The organism is Faecalimicrobium sp. JNUCC 81, assembly GCF_053667625.1.
The window spans coordinates 1,165,366-1,187,156 of sequence record NZ_CM132203.1 but is presented as its reverse complement, the minus strand read 5'-3'; the positions used below and the strand labels follow the sequence as shown (position 1 = coordinate 1,187,156).

Annotated in this window: 17 protein-coding genes and 1 other annotated feature; of the genes, 5 read left to right on the top strand and 12 right to left on the bottom strand. The window is 27.5% G+C overall.

Annotation, left to right across the window (positions count from 1 at the left end):
- Positions 1 to 244 precede the first annotated feature (244 nt).
- Positions 245 to 506, top strand: a binding site (T-box leader).
- 108 nt (positions 507 to 614) lie between these two features.
- On the top strand, positions 615 to 1,961 hold the full coding sequence (gene brnQ / locus JNUCC81_RS05955) for a branched-chain amino acid transport system II carrier protein (RefSeq protein WP_454095751.1): 1,347 nt from the start codon (positions 615 to 617) through the stop codon (positions 1,959 to 1,961).
- A gap of 98 nt (positions 1,962 to 2,059) precedes the next feature.
- Here brnQ and JNUCC81_RS05950 read toward each other — a convergent pair whose 3' ends face one another.
- The 3 genes from JNUCC81_RS05950 to JNUCC81_RS05940 form a co-directional block, all read right to left on the bottom strand.
- Positions 2,060 to 2,710, bottom strand: coding sequence for a helix-turn-helix transcriptional regulator (locus tag JNUCC81_RS05950; RefSeq protein WP_454095750.1), 651 nt, complete (start codon positions 2,708 to 2,710; stop codon positions 2,060 to 2,062).
- A gap of 36 nt (positions 2,711 to 2,746) precedes the next feature.
- On the bottom strand, positions 2,747 to 3,931 hold the full coding sequence (locus tag JNUCC81_RS05945) for a M20 metallopeptidase family protein (RefSeq protein ID WP_454095749.1): 1,185 nt from the start codon (positions 3,929 to 3,931) through the stop codon (positions 2,747 to 2,749).
- A 312-nt stretch (positions 3,932 to 4,243) separates the two neighbouring features.
- Complete coding sequence (locus JNUCC81_RS05940) at positions 4,244 to 5,716, bottom strand: protein adenylyltransferase SelO (RefSeq protein WP_454095748.1); 1,473 nt, start codon at positions 5,714 to 5,716, stop codon at positions 4,244 to 4,246.
- A 213-nt stretch (positions 5,717 to 5,929) separates the two neighbouring features.
- On the opposite strand from JNUCC81_RS05940, the gene JNUCC81_RS05935 reads away from it, so the two are divergent.
- Positions 5,930 to 6,400 (top strand): cupin domain-containing protein, encoded by a 471-nt coding sequence (locus JNUCC81_RS05935; protein WP_454095747.1) that lies wholly within the window; start codon positions 5,930 to 5,932, stop codon positions 6,398 to 6,400.
- Between the two features lie 111 nt (positions 6,401 to 6,511).
- On the opposite strand, the gene JNUCC81_RS05930 is transcribed toward JNUCC81_RS05935, so the two are convergent.
- The 5 genes from JNUCC81_RS05930 to JNUCC81_RS05910 form a co-directional block, all read right to left on the bottom strand.
- On the bottom strand, positions 6,512 to 7,012 hold the full coding sequence (locus tag JNUCC81_RS05930; protein ID WP_454095746.1) for a transglycosylase SLT domain-containing protein: 501 nt from the start codon (positions 7,010 to 7,012) through the stop codon (positions 6,512 to 6,514).
- Positions 7,009 to 8,943, bottom strand: coding sequence for an ABC transporter permease (locus JNUCC81_RS05925; RefSeq protein ID WP_454095745.1), 1,935 nt, complete (start codon positions 8,941 to 8,943; stop codon positions 7,009 to 7,011). Before JNUCC81_RS05925 ends, JNUCC81_RS05930 begins: the two co-directional genes overlap by 4 nt.
- Entirely contained in the window at positions 8,930 to 9,694 is a 765-nt protein-coding gene (locus JNUCC81_RS05920) for an ABC transporter ATP-binding protein (protein WP_454095744.1), read from the bottom strand. The genes JNUCC81_RS05925 and JNUCC81_RS05920 overlap by 14 nt, the downstream gene beginning before the upstream one ends.
- A gap of 214 nt (positions 9,695 to 9,908) precedes the next feature.
- Positions 9,909 to 11,096 (bottom strand): hypothetical protein, encoded by a 1,188-nt coding sequence (locus JNUCC81_RS05915; RefSeq protein ID WP_454095743.1) that lies wholly within the window; start codon positions 11,094 to 11,096, stop codon positions 9,909 to 9,911.
- Positions 11,097 to 11,354: 258 nt separating this feature from the next.
- Entirely contained in the window at positions 11,355 to 15,656 is a 4,302-nt protein-coding gene (locus JNUCC81_RS05910) for a PolC-type DNA polymerase III (protein WP_454095742.1), read from the bottom strand.
- Positions 15,657 to 15,868: 212 nt separating this feature from the next.
- Here JNUCC81_RS05910 and JNUCC81_RS05905 point away from each other — a divergent pair, with 212 nt between their 5' ends.
- Both JNUCC81_RS05905 and JNUCC81_RS05900 read left to right on the top strand, forming a co-directional pair.
- Complete coding sequence (locus JNUCC81_RS05905) at positions 15,869 to 16,540, top strand: hypothetical protein (protein WP_454095741.1); 672 nt, start codon at positions 15,869 to 15,871, stop codon at positions 16,538 to 16,540.
- A 150-nt stretch (positions 16,541 to 16,690) separates the two neighbouring features.
- Positions 16,691 to 17,068, top strand: coding sequence for a hypothetical protein (locus JNUCC81_RS05900; RefSeq protein ID WP_454095740.1), 378 nt, complete (start codon positions 16,691 to 16,693; stop codon positions 17,066 to 17,068).
- A 63-nt stretch (positions 17,069 to 17,131) separates the two neighbouring features.
- Here the strand turns inward: JNUCC81_RS05900 and JNUCC81_RS05895 are convergent, their stop codons facing one another.
- The 3 genes from JNUCC81_RS05895 to JNUCC81_RS05885 all read right to left on the bottom strand — a co-directional run bounded on the left by JNUCC81_RS05895 (position 17,132) and on the right by JNUCC81_RS05885 (position 20,431).
- Positions 17,132 to 19,378, bottom strand: coding sequence for an SH3 domain-containing protein (locus JNUCC81_RS05895; protein ID WP_454095739.1), 2,247 nt, complete (start codon positions 19,376 to 19,378; stop codon positions 17,132 to 17,134).
- A gap of 204 nt (positions 19,379 to 19,582) precedes the next feature.
- Positions 19,583 to 20,056: a hypothetical protein gene (locus tag JNUCC81_RS05890; protein ID WP_208333299.1), complete on the bottom strand. Its 474-nt coding sequence runs from the start codon at positions 20,054 to 20,056 to the stop codon at positions 19,583 to 19,585.
- 159 nt (positions 20,057 to 20,215) lie between these two features.
- On the bottom strand, positions 20,216 to 20,431 hold the full coding sequence (locus tag JNUCC81_RS05885; protein WP_454095738.1) for a hypothetical protein: 216 nt from the start codon (positions 20,429 to 20,431) through the stop codon (positions 20,216 to 20,218).
- A 141-nt stretch (positions 20,432 to 20,572) separates the two neighbouring features.
- Here JNUCC81_RS05885 and JNUCC81_RS05880 point away from each other — a divergent pair, with 141 nt between their 5' ends.
- A complete protein-coding gene (locus tag JNUCC81_RS05880) occupies positions 20,573 to 20,950 on the top strand; it encodes a hypothetical protein (RefSeq protein WP_454095737.1) in 378 nt (125 codons plus the stop codon).
- Between the two features lie 209 nt (positions 20,951 to 21,159).
- Here the strand turns inward: JNUCC81_RS05880 and JNUCC81_RS05875 are convergent, their stop codons facing one another.
- Entirely contained in the window at positions 21,160 to 21,690 is a 531-nt protein-coding gene (locus JNUCC81_RS05875) for a GNAT family N-acetyltransferase (protein WP_454095736.1), read from the bottom strand.
- Positions 21,691 to 21,791 lie beyond the last annotated feature (101 nt).

Sequence of the window (21,791 nt, the reverse complement as noted above, 5' to 3'; positions counted from 1 at the left end):
TTTTACATTTTATATTAACATGAATGGTAATTTTTGTAAATATTTAAGGTATTATATATATTTATATTATTTTCTTAATATGATCGCAAAAAATTGTAATTTTATTTACTTAATTAATATATTTTTTATGTACTTTAGAAATTAATTGATTATTTGAAAAAATATAAAAATATAAAAAATTTAATTTTTTATGTTGACATAAGTAAAAATAGTCTATATTATTAGATTAATAAATTTTTTAAAAACAAATTCTATGAAGAGAAAAAGTAAGTATTCTTTTGTTCCACAGAGAGTTGGTGTTTGCTGAAAACCAATGTTCAAATTATACTGAAAAATCATCTCTGAGAAGCAATGCTGAACGTATTTTCAGTAAGTATTGCCGGTATCTTCCACCGTTAAAAGGTAAGCGTATTGATAGATACGTAACTGAGAGCCAAAAATAGGTTTATTTTTTATAACCTTAATTTTTGGAACTAGGGTGGTAACGCGGATAATCCGTCCCTTGTATTTTACAAGGGGCGGTTTTTTTGTTTTTGAAAGGGGGAATTTTAATGGACATTGAAGGTGAAATAATGAAGTACTGAAAAATATAATTAAAACAGGAGGATATAAAAATGAACGATTTATCAAAAAAAGATTTATTACTTACAGGCTTAATGCTTTTTTCTTTATTCTTTGGAGCAGGAAACTTAATATTTCCACCATTTCTTGGGCAATCAGCAGGAGATAATACATGGATAGCAATGGCATCATTTTTTATAACAGCAGTTGGATTTCCGATATTAGGTGTAATTGCTGTTGCTAAGTCAGGTGGATTAACTAACTTAGCTAAGAAAGTTAATAATAGTTTTGCAATAATATTTACTATTTTAATATATTTATCAATAGGACCGGGTTTAGGTATCCCAAGGGCTGGAAGTCTACCTTTTGAAATGGTGGTATCACCATATTTACCAGAAAGTGTACCAAAATCTTTAGCATTATTCTTATTTACACTTGTATTCTTTTTAGTAGCATATTGGCTTTCACTATCTCCAACAAAATTGGTAAATCGTATGGGTAAAGTATTAACTCCAACTTTATTACTATTAATACTTGTTATTTTTCTAGGGTCTTTATTTAGACCACTAGGCAGCTACGGAGAAGCTAGCAAAGATTATGTAACTAATCCATTAGTCAAAGGATTTTTAGATGGGTATTTAACTATGGATACTATAGCGGCTTTAAATTTTGGTATAGTTATAGCATTAGCAATAAAATCTAATGGAGTAAAGGATGAAAAAGCTGTCGTTTCAGCAACTATAAAAGCAGGACTTATAGCAGGTACTTTACTAGTAATAATATATTCATTACTTGCTCACCTAGGAGCTACTAGTGGTTTTAAATTTGGAGCTACTGAAAATGGAGCACAAACTTTAACAAATGTTACAACATATATTTTTGGTAAACCAGGAGCATTATTATTAGCCGTTACATTTACATTAGCTTGCTTAACAACTAGTGTTGGCCTTATAAGTTCTTGTAGTCAATACTTTGCTACACTTACTGATAAAGTATCTTATAAGTCTTGGGTTAGAATATTATCTATCTCTAGTATGACTCTTGCTAATCTAGGATTAACAAAAATACTAGCTGTATCAGTACCTCTATTAAATGCAATATACCCAATCTCAATAATGCTTATAGTACTATCAATGTTTGATAAGTTTATAAAAGAAAATACTTTAGTTTACAAGTTTACAATACTATTTACTGGTATAGTAAGTGTTGTTGATACTTTAGGTCAGGTAGGAATAAAAGTAAGTTACATTTCAGATTTATTCAGTAAATTACCTTTATATTCTCAAGGGTTAGGTTGGGTAGTACCTGCAATAATTGGAATCCTTTTAGGATTAGGAACAATGTATTTAAAACCTAGTTTAATTAAAAATGAAGTTAATAAAAGCGGAAATTTAGAATAAATAAATTATAAAAATAAAAAAGGCTATAATTATAAAATTATAGCCTTTTAATTAATCTTAAGAACAAAACCTTTATTGTATCCATATTAAATATATACTTAAATAAATTTAGCTATTTTTTTATTATCTATATAACTAATTATAGTGCCATGATAACGTTTCTTACACTCTACAGCCTTAGAAATTTTATCAATTAAAATTAACTTATATTCTTCATCACAGCAATACAAGCATAGTCCTTCTTTTTTTAAGACATAAGAAATTGGAAATACTTCAACTTTACGTTCCTCTATTTCTAACTCTAGAAAAGATTTATTATCTAAAGATTTATTAATTTCATCGCATATTTTATTTTCAGTACTAAATTTATTTTCATATAAATCTATTATAAGCTTCTCTTTGAGATTATTTAAAATTCTAGAACATCTATCAGAATCAACAAGAGTAAATTTATCAATAAGAAAAGATTTTTTTATATTTTCACTTATATTTTCAGATATATATAGTGCTAATATTAAAGATTCATAGTCACTGTCTGTTAGAATATACTTAGCTATTATATAATTTCTATCTAAATCTACTCCTCCATTAACACCTCTATATGTTATTATAGGAATTCCAAGTAATGATAATTTATCTAAGTCCCTTTGTATAGTTTTCGTTGATACTTTAAACATTTCAGATAGTTCTTTAATTGTAGTCTTAGAATTATTTTTTAATAAGTAGAATAATATATCTAATAATCTCATCGCCGCATCCTTCCAAATTACTAATAAACTAATATTTTATTTATTATTTTTTAACCACATAATGGCACTATACGCATGCATAGCTGCTCCTGTAACCATTATATCCTCATTGAATACTACTTGTTCGTTATGCATCGGTAACCCATATAAAGGATTTTCTTGCTTTGTACCTGCACCTAACATAAAATAAACACTCGGCACCTCATATGAATAAGAGGCAAAATCTTCTGATCCCATGCCTCCACCTTCGAATGAAATAACTGACTTTTCACCAACTAAATCTTTTATATAAGATGCAACTTCGTTTGCTAAATTTCTATCATTAATTAGCGATGGTACTGATGATAACTCTATTAATTGAGCTTTTCCTCTAAACATTTTAGCTGTAGAATTTACTATCTCATTCATTCTATTGAATATAAATTCGCCTATTTCTTTCTCTAAACTTCTAATGGTTCCTTCCATAACTACTTCTTCTGGTATTATATTTGGAGCTTCTCCTCCAACAAATTTTCCTATAGTTACTACGGCAGGTTTAGTTGCTGATATTTCTCTACTTATTATTTCTTGTAAAGATAAATAAATATGAGCTGCTATATTTATTGGATCTACTCCTGTTTCTGGCATTGCTCCATGGCATCCATTTCCTTTTACAACTATTCTAAATCTATTACATCCAGCTATACTAATTCCTAATCCATATAGTATCGTATTTAAAGGTGTTCCAGAGTGTACATGCATTGCCATAGCTGCATCAACCTTTGGATTTTTAAGCACACCTGCATTTATCATACTTTTAGCTCCGGTGAATCCTTCTTCATCCGGTTGAAATACTAACTTAACAATACCTTCTATTTTGTCTTGATTTTGTTTAAGTAATCTAGCTGCACCTAAAAGCATTGCAGTATGCATATCATGTCCACATGAATGCATACATCCATTCGTTGATTTGAAATCACATTTTGTATCTTCTCTCATAGGCAAAGCATCCATATCTGCTCTTAATAAAAATGTTTTTCCAGGCTTATTACCTTCAATTGTAGCAACTATACCACTTTCACAAATTTCCTTTGGCTCATATCCAAATGACATTAACTTATTAATTACATAAGACTTTGTTTTAGGTAGGTTAGTTCCAACTTCCGGATTTTTATGAATTGACCTTCTATAATCTATAATATCTTCTTTTATTAATTTAGCTTGTTCTATAAAGCTATTCATAATATCACCTCATTTATTTGTATAAAAATTTAGTACTATTTTTAACTTATTATTTAATAATAATACTAAAATAGGACATATATAGTCCTATTTTCCATTATTTTTTAATTTGATTAAATATAATAATAAAATTATAATTTATATAGTTTAAATTTATATTAAAATTATCTAGAATTTCTATTAATTATTAACACTAAAAAAACACATTTATAATTATATAAATGTGTTTTTCATTAAGTTTAATGGTTAGGGTGTTTTTTAATAATAGCTTAATTATGTTTATTATATATACATCATTAAACATTAAATTTTTTATGTCCCACAAAAAGTTCTATAAGCACAACTTGAAGTTTTAGGTAATTCAGAATATTTCTCTTGGTCTTTTGAATGTTCATATGGCCTTGAGATAGCATTAAGAAGATTTATCATAATATTAAAATCTCCTTTATCAGCAGCTTCTATTGCTTCTTCTACGCTATGATTTCTTGGAATTACTGCTGGATTAGACTCCTTCATTAATTGGTGTACTAACTCCTTTGACTGCGGTTGTCTTTTAAGCCTTTCTTGCCAAACATTATTCCAATTAGAAAATTCTTCAGTATTAAACATACCTTTATCATTATTCTTATTAAAAGTTAATGCAATGAAAGTATTAGTAAAATCTTCATTGTATTTTTCCATCATACTAAGTAAATCTTCAATAATTGCTTTATCTTGTACTTCTCCATTAAATATTCCAAGCTTTGACCTCATGTTAGATAACCAATTTAAATAGTATAATTCAGAGAAATTTGAGATAGCATCTTGAGCTATTTTTATAGCATTTTCTTGTTTTTCATGTAATAGAGGTAATAATATTTCAGCAAATCTACATAAATTCCACTCAGCCATAATAGGTTGATTCTTATATGCATAACGTCCATTAACATCAATAGAGCTAAATACAGTATTTGGATTATAAGTATCCATAAAAGCACAAGGACCATAGTCAATTGTTTCTCCACTAATAGTCATATTATCAGTATTCATTACACCATGTATAAATCCAACAGTTTGCCATTTAGAAACAAGACTAGCATGAACTTTTACTACTTCATTAAGTAAGTTAATATATTTATTTTCATTATCTAATACATGTGGATAATGTCTTTTTAATGTGTAATCAGCCAGTTCTTTAAGTTCCTCATTACTACCAAACCTAGCAACATATTCAAATGTTCCAAATCTAATATGACTAGAAGCTACACGAGTTAATATTGCTCCTTCTTTTATACTTTCACGAATTACACGCTCTCCTGTTTTAACTACTGCTAAGCTACGTGTAGTTGGAATACCAAGACCATACATAGCTTCACTTATTATATATTCGCGAATCATAGGTCCAAGTACTGCTCTTCCATCTCCTCCACGAGAATATGGAGTTCTTCCAGATCCTTTAAGTTGTATATCGTATCTTTCACCTGAAGGTGTTATTTGCTCACCTATTAATAATGCTCTTCCATCTCCTAACATTGTAAAGTGCCCAAATTGATGTCCAGCATAAGCTTGTGCAATAAAAGCTCCTTCTTCTATACTCTTATTACCTGCAAGTATTGACACACCATCATAACTTTTAAGAGCCTCACTATTTAATCCTAGAGATTTCGCTAAAGAATAGTTTATAATAACTAATTCTGGTGAGCTAACTTTATTTAAATTAATTTTGCTAAAAAATAATTTTGGTAAAGTAGTATAACTATTATCTAAGTTCCATCCTATTTTTATAACTTCTTTTTTATTAGTCATTTTTTCTCCTTGTATATTTAATATTTTAGCGCGTAATTTATGTTATATTAATATACCCTTATTCTTGGATTGAAATAAGTTAATTTCTATTTTTATCAAAATATTGTTTAAATTATACTAAAATTAATCTAAGTAATTAAGTCAATAATTTATATTATTACTAAAGTAGTTAGATTTTGATATAATATATTTATTATACTTAGGAGGTACAACATGAAATCAGCACAATATTATATAGAAAAATTAGATATGACACCACACGTTGAAGGAGGATACTTCAAAGAATCAGTAGTATCTAAGGATTTCTTTAGAGAAGATAAGAAACTTTTTAGTAGCATATATTTCTTACTTGAAACTGGAGAGGTATCTAACTTCCACAGATTGACTTCTGATGAGATGTGGTATTACCATGATGGTCAGGCTCTGACTATATATATGATAACTCCAGATGGTGATCTTATAACTAAGCAATTAGGATTAGATATAGAAAAAGGAGAAGTTCCTCAAGTTTTAGTTCCTAAAGGATACATATTCGGTTCTTCTATGAACAATGATGGGTTTGCTTTAGTTGGATGTATGGTTGCTCCTGCATTTACTTTTGATGATTTTGAGCTATTTGAAAGAAAAGAACTTTTAAATATGTATCCTCATCTAGAAGATGTAATAAAAAAACTAACTAGATAAAAATTATTTTTTTATATTTGTTTACAGTACATATTTAATAAAAGGGTCTATCTTAAATAAAATTTTATATTCTATTTAAGATAGACCCTTTTATTAAATAAATACTTAAATTTAATTTTTTAAATCTGGATATAAGAATTTAAATATTTTTATATTCTTTTCTATTTTAGGAAGATAGTACTTTTGAGCGTATTCCCTTCTATCAAAATTAGCTTCTTCGCCATTTTTAACATTCCACTCTTGAACTACTTTACTTAAACCTTCATTACTAAATTTAGATATATAATATGCCCCTAATTTTAAACTAGTTTTTTCATTAACTAAATCCTTAGGTGTAAATCCGCTCATATTTAATTCTTTTGCTAATTCAGTTGAAGATTTATCACTAAATCTTAAAATCCCGTTGTTTGAATTTTTCTCATATTTTTTATCATCAAATCTTGATTCGAAGTGTGCAAGTGTAGCTAATACATATGGGTCTATCTTGTATTCACTAGAAATACTCTTTATATCAGATTTATATTTAACAGGAAATAGCAATGTTCTTACAGCGAAAAATGCTCCCCCTAGTATTATTAAAATTGCTATTGCAATAGATATTATTTTTTTCATATTAAATTCTCCTTAATTTTTTTAGTAACTATATCAAAATAAAACTTAGATGTAAGTAAGTAATATACTACATAAATTATTGAATATGGTATAAGTGTACACGCCATTACAAAGATTAAGTTTTGTCCAAACATTTTACAAACAACATAGTTTGCTACAATACTATGAATACTTCCTATTAATAACGGTACAAAGAAATTAAATCCAACTTGATTATAAACAGATGACTTTACATCACTATTGTCTACACCTATTTTGTCTAATACACTATATCTAGGTGCTTCATCTTGAGCCTCAGATAGTAATTTGAAAAATATAACACTACCAGTACAAACTAAAAACACCAACCCTACAAATACTCCTATAAATACCATTATTCCAGAAGTTGTAAATGTATCTTTAAACGTTGAGTAATAAGAATTTACTAAACTATTCGTAGATTTTTCATAATCTCCAACTGCATATTTTTCAGTTAACTTTAAAACCTTATTATTAAAATCTTCACCATCTTTTGCATTAGATAAATTGTATAAATAATAGTTATTTACTTTATTATTTGATTTTAAATTTTCAAAAGTACTATCAGATACAACTATAGTGTTTTGAGGTATCTCTGTATTATATAACTTTTCATCTAATCTAGATTTAACATTCAATTCAAGTCTATACCCATTATCTATATTAATAACAGGCTTAGTATAAGAACCATACCCATTAGAATATACGTTAATAAATTCATTATCTTTTATATTGCCAACTTCTTTAACGTCTTTTATTTTTAGTAATCGATTTAAATTAGATAAAGATATTATTTCATACTCTTCTGTATAATCAGAATTTGAATCATTTTTTATCTCTGGTAATGTTATATAAGTGAATTTAGCTTTATCAACTAATTTATGTTCACTAGACTTACTTAAAATGTTTTCAAATTCTTTTATATAATCTTTATTATCAATTTTTAAAGTATAAGAAAACGGAGCAACACTATCTACATTTTCAGAACTCATAAAATACGTTGACATAGATACACCTATAGCAGTTAAAGTAGTTGCACTTAATATTGAAATTATAGATAACATCTTCGCATTACTTTTGATTCTATAAAGTAATTGAGATGTAGATATCATATTTAATCCTTTGTAATAGTTTGATTCTTTATTTTTTTTCTTTCTAATTACAAAATACATAAACGAACTAAAGAATAAAAATGTACCTAATACAACTGTAAGTAAAGTAACCATAGCTGCCACTACTATATCCATTCCATTTAAAACTGAAATATAGTTTACATATCCAAATCCTATAAGAACTATTGATATGATAGCTAATAACTTTGATCCTTTTTTAGCTTTTTCCGATATGCTTGAAGCTTTAAATAACTCTATAAGTTTAAATTTATAAATTATTCTATTACTTTGATAAGCAATAACTAAAAATACAAATATAAAAAGTACAAATGTATCAAATATCCCTTTAAATGATACTGAAAAAGGTATACTTAAATTTAATCCTATAATTTTTAAAAGTATTCCTAACATAAGTTTTGAAAATATAATTCCAAACACTATTCCAATTATTAGTGATGCTGTTCCTATTATTAATGTTTCAAAGAATAAAAGAAGTCCGATTTCTCTATTTTCTATTCCTAAAAGAGCATATAAACCTATTTCCTTTTTCCTTTTCTTTACAAAGAAACTATTTGAATACCATATAAATAGTACTGAGAATAAAGCAATTACAACTGAAGCAGAATTAAATGCAGTAGACGCCTTACTACTTCCCGCTAATGCACTATCTATACTTGGGTTATACTGCAAATTTTTGAATGTATAGTATATACATACAGTAAATACTATAGAGAAAAAATACAAGAAATATCCTTTTAAGTTTTTCTCTATATTCTTTTTGGCTATATTAAATAAGACCACTATCACCACCACCTATCAAAGATAAGACATCTAAGATCTCTTTAAAGAATTCTTTTCTAGATCCACATCTTATTATTTCTTTAAATATTAATCCATCTTTTATAAATAAAACTCTTTTGCAATAACTAGCAGCAAATGCATCATGAGTAACCATCATTATTGTTGCATCTTGTTCTTGATTTAAGCTAGTCATAGCGTTTAAAAGATCTGCAGATGATTTAGAGTCAAGAGCTCCTGTAGGTTCATCAGCTAATATTAGCGAAGGTTTTGTAATTATAGCTCTAGCACAAGCAGTTCTTTGTTTTTGTCCACCTGATATTTCATAAGGGTATTTATCAAGCAATGATTCAATTCCTAGTGTAGTAGCTATTGACTTTACAGTTTTATTTATCACCTTTGCATCAACACGAGCAAGAGCTAATGGTAGTGCAATATTGTCATTTACAGACAAAGTATCTAATAAGTTAAAATCTTGGAATATAAATCCTAAACTTTCTCTTCTAAACTTAGATATTTGTTTATTGTTTAAATTAGTTATATTTTTATCTTCTATATTTATTTCTCCACTCGATGCTGTATCTATAGTAGAAACAATATTTAAAAGAGTACTTTTACCAGCTCCTGAGGGTCCCATTACCCCTACAAACTCTCCTTTGTTTATTTCAAGGTCTATACCATTTAACACTATTTGTGTATTTTTTTTAGTTCCATATGACTTTTTTAAGTTTTTAACTTGTAGTATTTTCGACATATTTGTGTACCTCCTTTTTCTTCTTTACAGTAATTTAGTATATAGTTTTTTATAATTACGTAGAATCGATTTATATCTCAATTTCCTTACAAATTTGTCACATAGATCTATAGATTTAGTATAAAAAAAGTACAAACTTAATATAATCAAGTTTGTACTTTCTTTGAGTATTTGTACTGCTTTGTTTTCAATTTTGATATTTTAAAAATTATCATTAAATTAAATATAAAAATCCTACTATTACTATTATAAATATAATTATTCCTGCTAAATTTCCTAGTGAATATTCTAAAATCGTATATATATATGGGTTTAGAGTAAAATTCAATTCTTTCTCTTTATTAATTTCTTTTTTTATTTTTTCTATAGATAGAATACTAAATTTAATCTGAATTTCTGAAAGTATTCCTTTTTCCCCCATAACTTCTAAGTCATTAATTACTTTAGATAATAATTGATGTTTTTCATCATCTGTTTTTAAATTTTGTATTTGTTCTTTTAAACCTTTACTTTCTTTTACTGATTGTTCTGCTATTTGTTTTATATCCGGATATTTCTCAGTTATAAAATTTCTTTCTCTTGAGGTTAGCTTTTCTCCTTTAACCAGTTTTGTAGCTATTATTTCTGCTTTTTTGTTTTCTAATTTATCTTTTTGAAATAACTTTTCCACTTCTTCTATAGATTTTAATTTAATTTTAACTTGAGTTTCTGATAATACTCCTTTTTTCCCCATAGATTTTACATCATTAATTATCTTAGATAAAAATTGCTGTTTTTCTTCATCTGTTTTAAAGCTTTTTAATTGTTCTTTTATATTTTTACTTTCTTTTATTGATTGTTCTGCTGTTTCTTTTATATCAGGGTATTTTTCAGATATAAAAGATTTCTCATTTGCAGTTAGTTTTTCTCCTTTAACTATTTTAACTGCTATTATTTCTGCTTTTTTGATTTCTAATTTATCTTTTTGAAATAACTTTTCCACTTCTTCTATAGATGATAATTTAATTTTAACTTGTATTTCTGATAATACTCCATTTTTACCCATAGCTTTTATATTACTAATTATCTTAGATAAGAATTGTTGTCTTTCTTCATCTGTTTTAAAGTTTTTTAATTGTTTATTTATACTTTTACTTTCTTTTATCGATTGTTCCGCTGTTTCTTTTATATCAGGATATTTTTCAGATATAAATTTTTTTTCATTTGTAGTTAATCTTTCTCCCTTAATCATTTTTATAGCTATTAATTCTGCATTTTGAATTTGTTCTTTAATTTGTTTCAAAAGATTTTTGTCTATCTCTTGAAAGTTATTTTGTGCTTGCTTAATTTCACCATTAATTTTCGTAGGTATATTTGTATAAGGATTCATATTATATGGATTTTTGTTTATATTGTTAATCATCTTTTATTCTGCTCCTAATAAACTATTTGTAGTTTTCTCTATATAAAGTTTATCGGTTTATAATTTACTTAATTTATAGATATTCTTAGATTAATCTTATTTTTTAGCAATATATTTTATTTTTATAAAAAACTGTAATTAAATATCTTTTTTCATTTTTTATCTTCCTCTTTTTGTTTTCTATATGTAAAAAAGATATTGATTTTTAAATCAATATCTTTTAAATAATTAAAATATTTATATAAAACTATCTATATTTTAAAATAATGATAATTGGTTTTCATCACTCATATTCTCAAGTGAACCATGAACTGTAAGTGTTTCTATTACAGTTTTTGAAATTTTAGTCCTCTTTCTTAATTCCTCTTTTGAGATAAACTCTCCATTTTCTCTCTCTTTTTGAATATTAATAGCAGCATTTTCTCCTACCCCTTGTAGAGCTATCATTGGAGGAAGAAGTAATTTTTCTCCTGCTACTTGGAATTTCGTTGCATCTGATTTATATATATCAACTGGAAGTATTTTTATATCTCTTGCATACATTTCAAGTGCTACTTCAAGTACTGTTAGCATGTTTTTCTCTTTAGCTGTTGCATCATTTCCAAGACTTTCTATTTCATTTATTTTTGCTTTTATAGCAAGAATTCCTTTTACTATTAAATCCGCATCAAAGTCTTCTGCTTTTGTTGTAAAGTAAGTTGCATAAAATGCTTCTGGATAATGAACCTTACAATATGCTAGTCTAAATGACATCATAACATAAGCCACGGCATGGGCTTTTGGGAACATGTATTTTATCTTTTGACACGAACCAATATACCACTCTGGTACATCATTTTCTTTCATTTCTTCTATATGCTCTGGTTTTAATCCTCTACCTTTTCTTACGTTTTCCATTATTGTAAAGGCATTTTTAGGCTTTAATCCTTTAAATATAAGGTAGTTCATTATATCGTCACGAGTTGATATAACATCATCTATTCCAACTACTTCATCTACTACTAAATCTTGTGCATTGTTTAACCAAACATCGGTACCATGAGAAAGTCCAGATATACGAACAAGTGCTGCAAATGTTGATGGCTTAGTATCAAGAAGCATTTGTCTAACGAACTTCGTACCAAACTCTGGTACTGCAAGTGAACCTATTGGACAGTTTATCTCTTCAGGTGTTACACCTAGTGCATCTGTTGAAGTAAATAATGACATTGTCTCTGGGTCATCTAGAGGAATATCCGTTGCAGTTATTCCAGTAATATCTTCTAGCATCCTTATCATGGTCGGAGCATCGTGTCCCAGTATATCAAGTTTTAATATTCTACCACTTATTGAGTGATAATCAAAGTGAGTTGTTATAACTCCACAAGAAGTATCATTTGCAGGATACTGTATTGGTGTAAAGTCGTATACATCTTTATAGTGAGGTATAACCATAACTCCACCTGGATGTTGTCCTGATGTTCTTTTAACTCCTGTACATCCATTAGAAAGCCTTAGTACTTCTGCTGTTGGTACATGAATATTATTTTCTTCTACATATTTTCTTGCATATCCAAATGCTGTTTTTTCTGCCACTGTACCTATTGTACCTGCTCTATAAACGTAACCTTCACCGAATAAGTCTTCTGTATATTTATGGATTATTGGTTGATAGTCTCCTGAGAAGTTTAAGTCTATATCCGGCTCCTTATCTCCTTCAAATCCTAGGAAAACTTCAAACGGTATATCATGACCATCTTTTCTAAGTGGTTTTCCACATTTAGGACAATCTTTATCAGGTAAATCTACTCCTGAACCATACTCTCCTATTTCAAAGAAATATGAGTACTTACATTGTGGGTCATCACAAATATAATGAGCTGGAAGAGGATTAACCTCTGTTATGTCACTCATTGTAGCTGCAAATGATGATCCAACTGACCCTCTTGAACCAACTAGGTATCCATCACTTAGTGACTTTGTAACTAGTTTTTGAGATATTATATACATCACGGCGTACCCATTACCTATTATAGAGTTTAACTCTCTATCTAATCTATTTATTACTACTTCTGGTATTGGATCCCCATATATTCTTTTAGCTTTTTCATAGCACATTTCTCTAAGTTCAGTATCTGAACCTTCTATTACTGGTGGATAAGTATCATCTGGTATCGGCTTTATAACCTCTACCATATCTGCAATTTTATTGGTATTTGTTACTACAACTTCATAAGCCAATTCCTCACCTAAGTATTTAAATTCTTCTAACATTTCATCAGTTGTTCTAAAGTGAAGATAAGTTTCTTCATCTTCAACCTTAAACCCTTGAGAGTATTTTAATACCTTTCTATGAACTGCTTCATGCTTATCTAAAAAATGAACATCACCTGTTGCAACTGGAATTTTTCCAAATTTATATGCAGCTTCTATTAGCTTTCTATTTAAATCTCTTAATTCCTCTTCATCACTTACTTCACCTTTATCTATCATAAAGCGGTTATTGTCTGTTGGCATAACTTCGATGTAATCATACATTTCGATTATTTTTTTCATTTCTTCATCAGGAACATTTTTCTTAACTGCTCTAAATACAGCCCCTGCCTCACAAGCAGAACCTATAATTATTCCTTCTTTATGTTCTTGTAGTACACTTCTTAGTATTCTTGGAGCTCTATAAAAATGATTAACATGTGCATCTGAAACTATTTTATATAGATTTTTAAGTCCTGTATAATTTTGAGCAATTAATGTTATATGATTTGTTCCTAGTTTTTGATAATCAATCTTTCCAAGTACATCATTAACTTCACTTAAAGTACTTGCACCTTTTTTATCAAGCATTTCTAAAAACTTTATATATATAAGTGCTGTTGCCTGTGCATCATCTACTGCTCTATGGTGATTTAAAAGAGGCACACCTAATGCTTTTGCAACTACGTTTAATCTATGCCTTTTTAAATCTGGAAGTAATATTCTAGCAAGTGTTAATGTATCCACACTTTTATTATTAAACTCTATGTTTTGTTGTCTACATTTTTCTGATATAAAGCCCATATCAAACTCAGCATTATGGGCAACTAATACGCTGTCTCCTATAAATTCTAAAAATCTAGGTAATACTTCTTCTATTGTCGGCTTATCTTTAACCATATCATTAGTTATACCTGTTAATTCTTGTATTTTATAAGATATATCTTTTTGAGGATTTATAAGTTCACTGAATTTATCCACTACTTTAAAGTTTTCTATTTTAACTGCACCAATTTCAGTTATCTTATCGTTAGTGTTAGAAAAACCAGTAGTCTCTATATCAAATACCACAAAGCTTTGTGTTAGAGGCTTATCATTTGCATCTTCTATAATTTGCGCATCATCTTCTACTAAGTATCCTTCAACTCCATAAAGTATTTTTATATCATGACCTTTAGCTGCATTCATGGCTTCTGGAAAGGCTTGAACTACTCCATGATCTGTTATCGCTATTGCCTTATGCCCCCATTTAATTGCCCTTTCTACTAATTTTTTAGTAGGACAAAGTGCATCCATAGAAGACATTTGAGTATGTGCATGAAGCTCTACCCTTTTATCACCTTCAACTAAATCTTTTCTTTCAGGCTTACTTTCTTGTCTTATACCACTTATCGTCATAGTAAGTTCTCTTTGGTAAGTATCATAAATTACGTCACCTTTAATTTTTAAATATGAATCTTTTTTAACGTATTCCAGTACACTATCTTTATTAGTATCATTTAAGAAAAGTTTACAACTTATTGAACTAGTATAATCTGTAACTGAAGCTATTAATAAAATCTTTCCATTTCTAAGTTCTTTAGTTTCAACATCAAAAACTTCACCAATTACACTTACTGTCCCTGAGGTATTATTTAAGTCTTTAATATGTTCTACCATGGCATGTACATTTTCACCATATATTAAACTTTCATCAACTTCTGGTTTTATAACGTATCCTACTTCTTCATCTTCTTCAGATTTAGTTTGGCTACTTATTTCTAATTCTCTAATTTTTTCTTCAGTTATTCTATCTGTTTTTTTAATTATTTTTTCAATATTTACTTCTTCATCGACAGCTCTTTCAATTTCTATATTGATTTCCATACCTATTTCTTCAATTAATACCGTTTTAATTACATGAATTATATTTTGCTTCATTAATCTATCATAAAATAAACCTTTAGGTAATTTTATTTTTAATAAATCGTCTATACATAAGTATTCAACTTGCTTTTGCCATCCTGCTAATGATGGGCACAAACTTTTTAGTATATACATAATATTTACCCAGTATCTTTTGATTATATCTTTGTTTGATTTTCTATCAAGTCCTGTATATCTTATTTTTAATTTTATATCTTTAAAATAATTTAACTTTTCCTTTAGCTCTTCTCTAAACGATTCTAATAGTTCGTTTGATACTACATCTTTTGAAGTTAAATGAAAATAAACTATTTTATCTTCTTTAAAATACACTACTTTCTTTATATAAACCTCTTTTAGTTGCTTTGCTAATATATTGTTATTTATCTCTAATTTATCTAAATACTCTTTTACACTTTCCATAGGCAACTCCCTTCTATAGATTAACTATTATATCATAGGTATATACCCTTTTGACTAGCGTGTTATCTAAATTTTCATATCAATATTTTATCGAAATTTTTTGATTTTTCAAACTTAAATTTATACCTGTACTATTTTAAATTGGATTAGCTACAAATTTAACTTTATTTAATATTATAATATACAATACTATAACGCAAGGCGGTGTTATCATGTCTTCTTTTGATGTAGATAATTATAGAAAAATAGCACTTTACTACCATGAATTAGGAGAAAAAAAATTACTTAAAAAGTCTTTATCAAATCTTAATATAAGTAAAAAAGTATATCTTTATTACTCTAAAACTAGAAATATACCGATTTGCACACTGCCTAACTTTAAACTTGTTTTAGCATCCAAACTTGGATTTTTATCTTTTTGTTATAACTTCTTTACTTTTATAAATGTAGATAAAAATATTATCCCTATTAACTCCACTAACATTCAATCTATAGCCAAGTTTGTACTATCTCATGAAGTTGGCCATATATTAGACCCTGATATTACTAAGTCTAAAGAAGAGTACTCAGAAATATTATCTGATATTGTGGATAAAATTATTGAATATGATATAGATATTAATAATACTGATTTTCATAAAGGTAATATACCTTACGATCTTGAACTTTGTGTTTTAAAATTAAAGCAAAATCTAATTGCTAGAGAGTCTAAGGCATGGGATATAGCAAGAGACTTTTTAATTTTCAAAGATAATGATGAAAAACTAGTTTTTAATAAGATGAGAGAATACGCGCTAGCTACCTATAATTTTGGTAATTTAAAAAATATAGTTAAAGAACATAATATAGATGTATTTTTCAAGTACAAAAGATATTTCAAATAAAAATTCTCTAGTAAAGAATCCCTATAAAATATAACTTATTAAAATCTATATTTTATGGGGAATCTTTATGTTATTTAAAATATTTTTGTAATATGAAATTTAATGTTATAATTTAGTTATATTTTAATACTTTACAAGGATGTGACTAAAATGAAAAAAGGGAGTATTCTCTATGATATATTAGGAAATATTGGAGTTTTTATATATTTAATGGGAATGGTAATACCATCTTCATTCTATTTATTTGATAGTTCTGATTACCCAGTTGTTATAAGTGAAACTGGGTTGTTATTATTGCCAATTGCTCTTATATGTATTTTAAGTATCATATGTATTTTATTTTCTAAAAAAAGATATTTTGTAGCATTTGTTCCAGTCCTGATATTCTCAATATTTACTACTATTTGGGCGTTTACCACTAGTGGAGATTTAAGATTGCTTGGTTTAGGTTGTTTTGTCTTAAATATTGCATTATTAGCATCAATAATTTATAGATTTTTTAATAATAATCTAAATACCAAAAAATAAAATTAATATTTAATAAAAAATAACTAGATTAATATAATATTAATCTAGTTATTTTTTATTGTACTATCCGTTATAAATAGGAATTTCATATTTTAAGTTACTTGTTGTATCATACATTCCTATTAATCTATACATTATACCTGATATTCCATTTGCCCAGTTTACATCTGTTGCATACTGATGTCTTGGATTATTATAGTTGAATTTCATTTTATAAACTGTATTTTGGTTATGTGTTGAGCTCTTTATGTAATTATTTGCTATCCATTTTGCAGAACCTTCAATAGTTTTTTCTACGCTTGTCCATCCATTTGCATAAGCTGCTTCTGCTCCTGATAAGTTGGCAGTTCCATCAAATGCACCTATCCCAAAGAAGTTATAAACTTTAACTGGAGAACTTAAAGCTTGTCCTTTATAACTTGTTAAAATTTGTCCTTGTGCTAATGTTGAAGAACCATACCCAGTTTCCCACATAGAGTGTGCTACAAGATATACTAAATCTATATTATACTTTCTAGCAGCATCTATAAAAGCTTGTCCTTGGTTATGGAACACATTACTGCCTTGTGAAGAAAGCTTTTGAGCATTCAAGAATGAATTTAACTCACTAGCAGTTATTCCACCCTTGTAAGTATCTAATCTTAAGAACTGTAACATTCCTTTTTTGCTATTTCTAAAGTTATTAGGATTTAAGAAATGTTCTAAGTCACTTTTATCTGCAGTAACATATGATCTACTTTGTGCCATACTAGCTACTACTCCATTTCTAGGCTTACTTGAATGTATAACATTTTGAGCTGAATTAAGTTGCTTTTGAACATGGCTACTTAATGAATAAGTTAATCCTTTATTATGTACAGTAGCACCATCTACTATTTGAACACTATCTCCACCTACAACAGGAGGTGCTGGATTTTCTGGTTTAGAACCATCCTCTTGACTTAAATATTCACTTGATACGAATCCATCTTTTCCACTAAACTTTATATTTGACCATCCGTTATTTTCTGATATTACTTCTACCTTGTTTCCTTGTTTTAAACTTCCTATCTTAGAGTAGTTAGTTCCTGGACCACTTCTTACATTTAATGAAGATGTATTTACTTCTTTTGTTTGAGTAGAAGTTTCAGGTTTAGATGGCTTTTGCGGTGTCTCTGGACTTGTATTTACTTTACTTAAATACTGGCTTGATACATATCCAGTAGATCCATTGAACTTTATCTTAGACCATCCATTACCTTCTGATATTACCTCTACTTTGTCTCCTAATTTTAAACTTCCTATTTTAGAATGATTAGTTCCCGCTCCACTTCTTACATTTAATGAAGATGTATTTACTTGTTTTGTTTCTTTAGTAGCTTCTGGAGTAGTTTCCGGTTGAGATGGTTTTTCTGTATTTGTATTTGTTTTGCTTAGGTACTGACTCGATACATACCCAGTAGACCCATTAAATTTTATTTTTGCCCATCCATTACTTTCCGATATTACTTCTATCTTTTCTCCTAATTTTAAATTTCCTATTTTAGAATGATTAGTTCCTGCTCCACTTCTTACATTTAAGGAACTTGTATTTACTTGTTTTGTTTCTTTAGTAGATTCCGGTTGAGATGGTTTTTCTGGTACAGTAACTTGACCTTCTGATTTTAGATACATTGTAGAAGTATATGCTTCAGTCGAATTAAACTTTATTTTTGACCATCCGTTGCTTTCTGATATTACACCTACTTTTTCACCTCTTCGTAGTTTACCTACTATACCATTACTAGTACTTGGCCCACTTCTTACATTTAGTGTTTCTGTATCAACTACTTTTGTTGATGATACATTACTAGAACTTGACCCTACATTTTCTAGGTATTGACTAGAAATATAACCTAATCTTCCATCATGCTTAACTTTTGTCCATCCGTTGCTTTCTGAAATAACTTCTAGTACTTCACCTTTATTTAAAGTAGTAATAACTCTATAGCTAGTCCCTGCTCCATTTCTTAGGTTTACTCTATCAGTAGTTTTTTTCTTATTTCCTGTTGAAGATTCTTGGCTTGAAATTTGACTAGTTGATATATATTCAGAAGATGACCAACCCTCTTGCCCTGAGTTAGTTTTTATCTTATACCATCCATTTGATGTTTCTTTTATTTCAACTTGGTCACCTTTTTTTATAGTAAAAATAACACTATGATTAGTTCCAACTCCACTTCTTACATTTAAGGAACTTGTTGTTACTACTCCTATCTGTCCAGATGCACTTACATTAGTTGCTGCTATTGGTAACATAGCTAATGTTGCTAATGCAATTTTATTTTTCAATTTATCTCCACCTCATCCTTCGTTCCATTTTTTTCCATATATAACAATTATACGACATATTATATATCTAGTAAATAATAGTAGTTGTAAAATAGTTGTATATTATCTATTCGTCCACAATGAAGATTTATTTAGCTTTTGTTTCAAAACTATTAGTTACCCTAACTTTTTTAAAATCAAACCTTTAAATTCTATTTTTTTAATTCATTTAAAATATTTCTTATTTATAATTTCTGCACAAATTACTCCATATGGAGTTTTATTAATCCCTGTTTCATTTTTAAACACTTCTATTAAATTTTTATTATTATCTACATAAATTTCGTGTTTTGGGTACATAATCGGATATTCTAAGTATGATATAAAATACTCTAAATCTTTCCCACTGCATTTTTTCCAAAACCCTTCCCATTTAGTGTTATTCACATAGTTATGAGGATTTAATGTAGTACCATTTTCCATATAATATTTTATAGGGTCTGGAATTTCATTTGAATTTTCCTTAAATTCTAAATCTAGCTTGCAAAATTCTTTAGTATAATTAGTTAATTCTTTATCTATGGTATTCATCTTTTCCTCTAGCCTATTAATCTTTTTTTGATCTTTTTCTTGCATAACTTTTTTGTATTCTTTAGCATATATTTCAAACATTCTATACTTTCCTTCTTTAATGTTCATATATACACATCCCCTATTTTAGTTTTAATATCATATTTATGTTAGTTATTATATTTTACATATATATGCTTTTTTCCTTTTTATATGAACTACAAATTTCGATTTTTTCTAAATTTTTTAAATAATATAAAAGCACCTATAATTATAGGTGCTTTTATATTACTTAATATTAGTATATGAGAGTATTGTTACCACAGCATCTATCTTCTCAGATAGGTTTAATATTTCCGTACTTGTTTTATCTAACTTTTCACATAAGTTTTCTAAATTTCCTAAAGTATTTTGAACTTTGAATAGTTCTAGGGATTGTTCAAAGGTCAAATTGTAACTTTCCATAATTTTTTTTACTTGTTTCATAATTTCTTCTATATTCATAATAGCACCCCTAATATAAATTATGAACCGCTCTTAAATAATGTTACTCTTTGTTGAACTTTCTCAAAAAATATACTATTATTTATTTTAGAAGTATTCTAATTTACATGATTGTATGTCCTTGAAGGGAGATTTACATAAATGGCCTTATTAATACTTATTTTGTTAACTTTAGATATTATTATTGGTTCTATTTTAAAGAAGAAATTTTATATAAAAAATATTGATAAGGATACTGCTCTAAAACTTTTACCTAAAAATTTTAGATATCTATTATCTTTTGGTCTTTTAATATGTCTTTACCTTGTAGCGATTAAGAGTATGCATTACTCTTATGTATTAATTCTTCTATATGCTCTTAGTACTGTTGAGAATTATTTAAAAACTATTAAACTTTATAAATTAGATAACGATAGTAAATCTTATTATTATCCTTTATTTAAACTTATATCTTCATTAGTTTTAATGATTTGCGTTATTGTTCTTTTAGTTTTAAATAAAGTACCTATATTTCTTTAGTTATAGTAAAAAAGACCACTTAAATTTAAGTAGTCTTTTTTACTATATAAATCTTATATTTAAACACATCTATTGATTTAAAATCAATATTTAACTTATATGTAGAATCTTTAGATTGCTTATTAGTTGTAATTACTTTTTCCTTATTATTTGATACTTTCTTAGAAAATACTTCTTTATTATTCTATTTAATCTAATTAATCTAATTATTATATTAAAAATTCTTTTGCGTAAACTACTGTTCCACTAACATTATTTAAACCATTAGGTATTAATTCTAAAGCCATAAATGCTTCATCAGGCACTTCAAAAGGCGCTTTTATATTATAATTACTTGCAGGTATAAATCCAAATTTAGGATAATACTTATCATGTCCTAAAACTATAACTGATTTATATCCCTTTTCTTTTGCTTTTTTTAACCCTTCTTTAATTAACTTACTTCCTATACCTTTACCTTGATAATTTGGTAAAACTGAAACTGGTGCTAAAGCTAAAGTTTCAAAGTCTTCTTTACCATTATCTATTAGTGCCTTTGTAAATAAAATATGTCCTATAATCTTCTCATTATCTTGCGCTACCATAGATAATTCTTTTATAAAAGAGTTTCCTTTTCTAAGTCTATTTACTAACAAATGCTCACTTTTATCACTAAACTCTTCATTTTCAAAGGCTAATTTTACTACTTCTTCACTTATTTCATAATCTTTTTCATTTTCTTGTCTTATTGTTATGTTCATTATTTCTCCTCACTTAAAATTTATTCTTTATTTTTAAAAATCTACTATCATTTTACTTATGTTCATATCCAATTCATAATATACTTTGAATCCTTTAAATA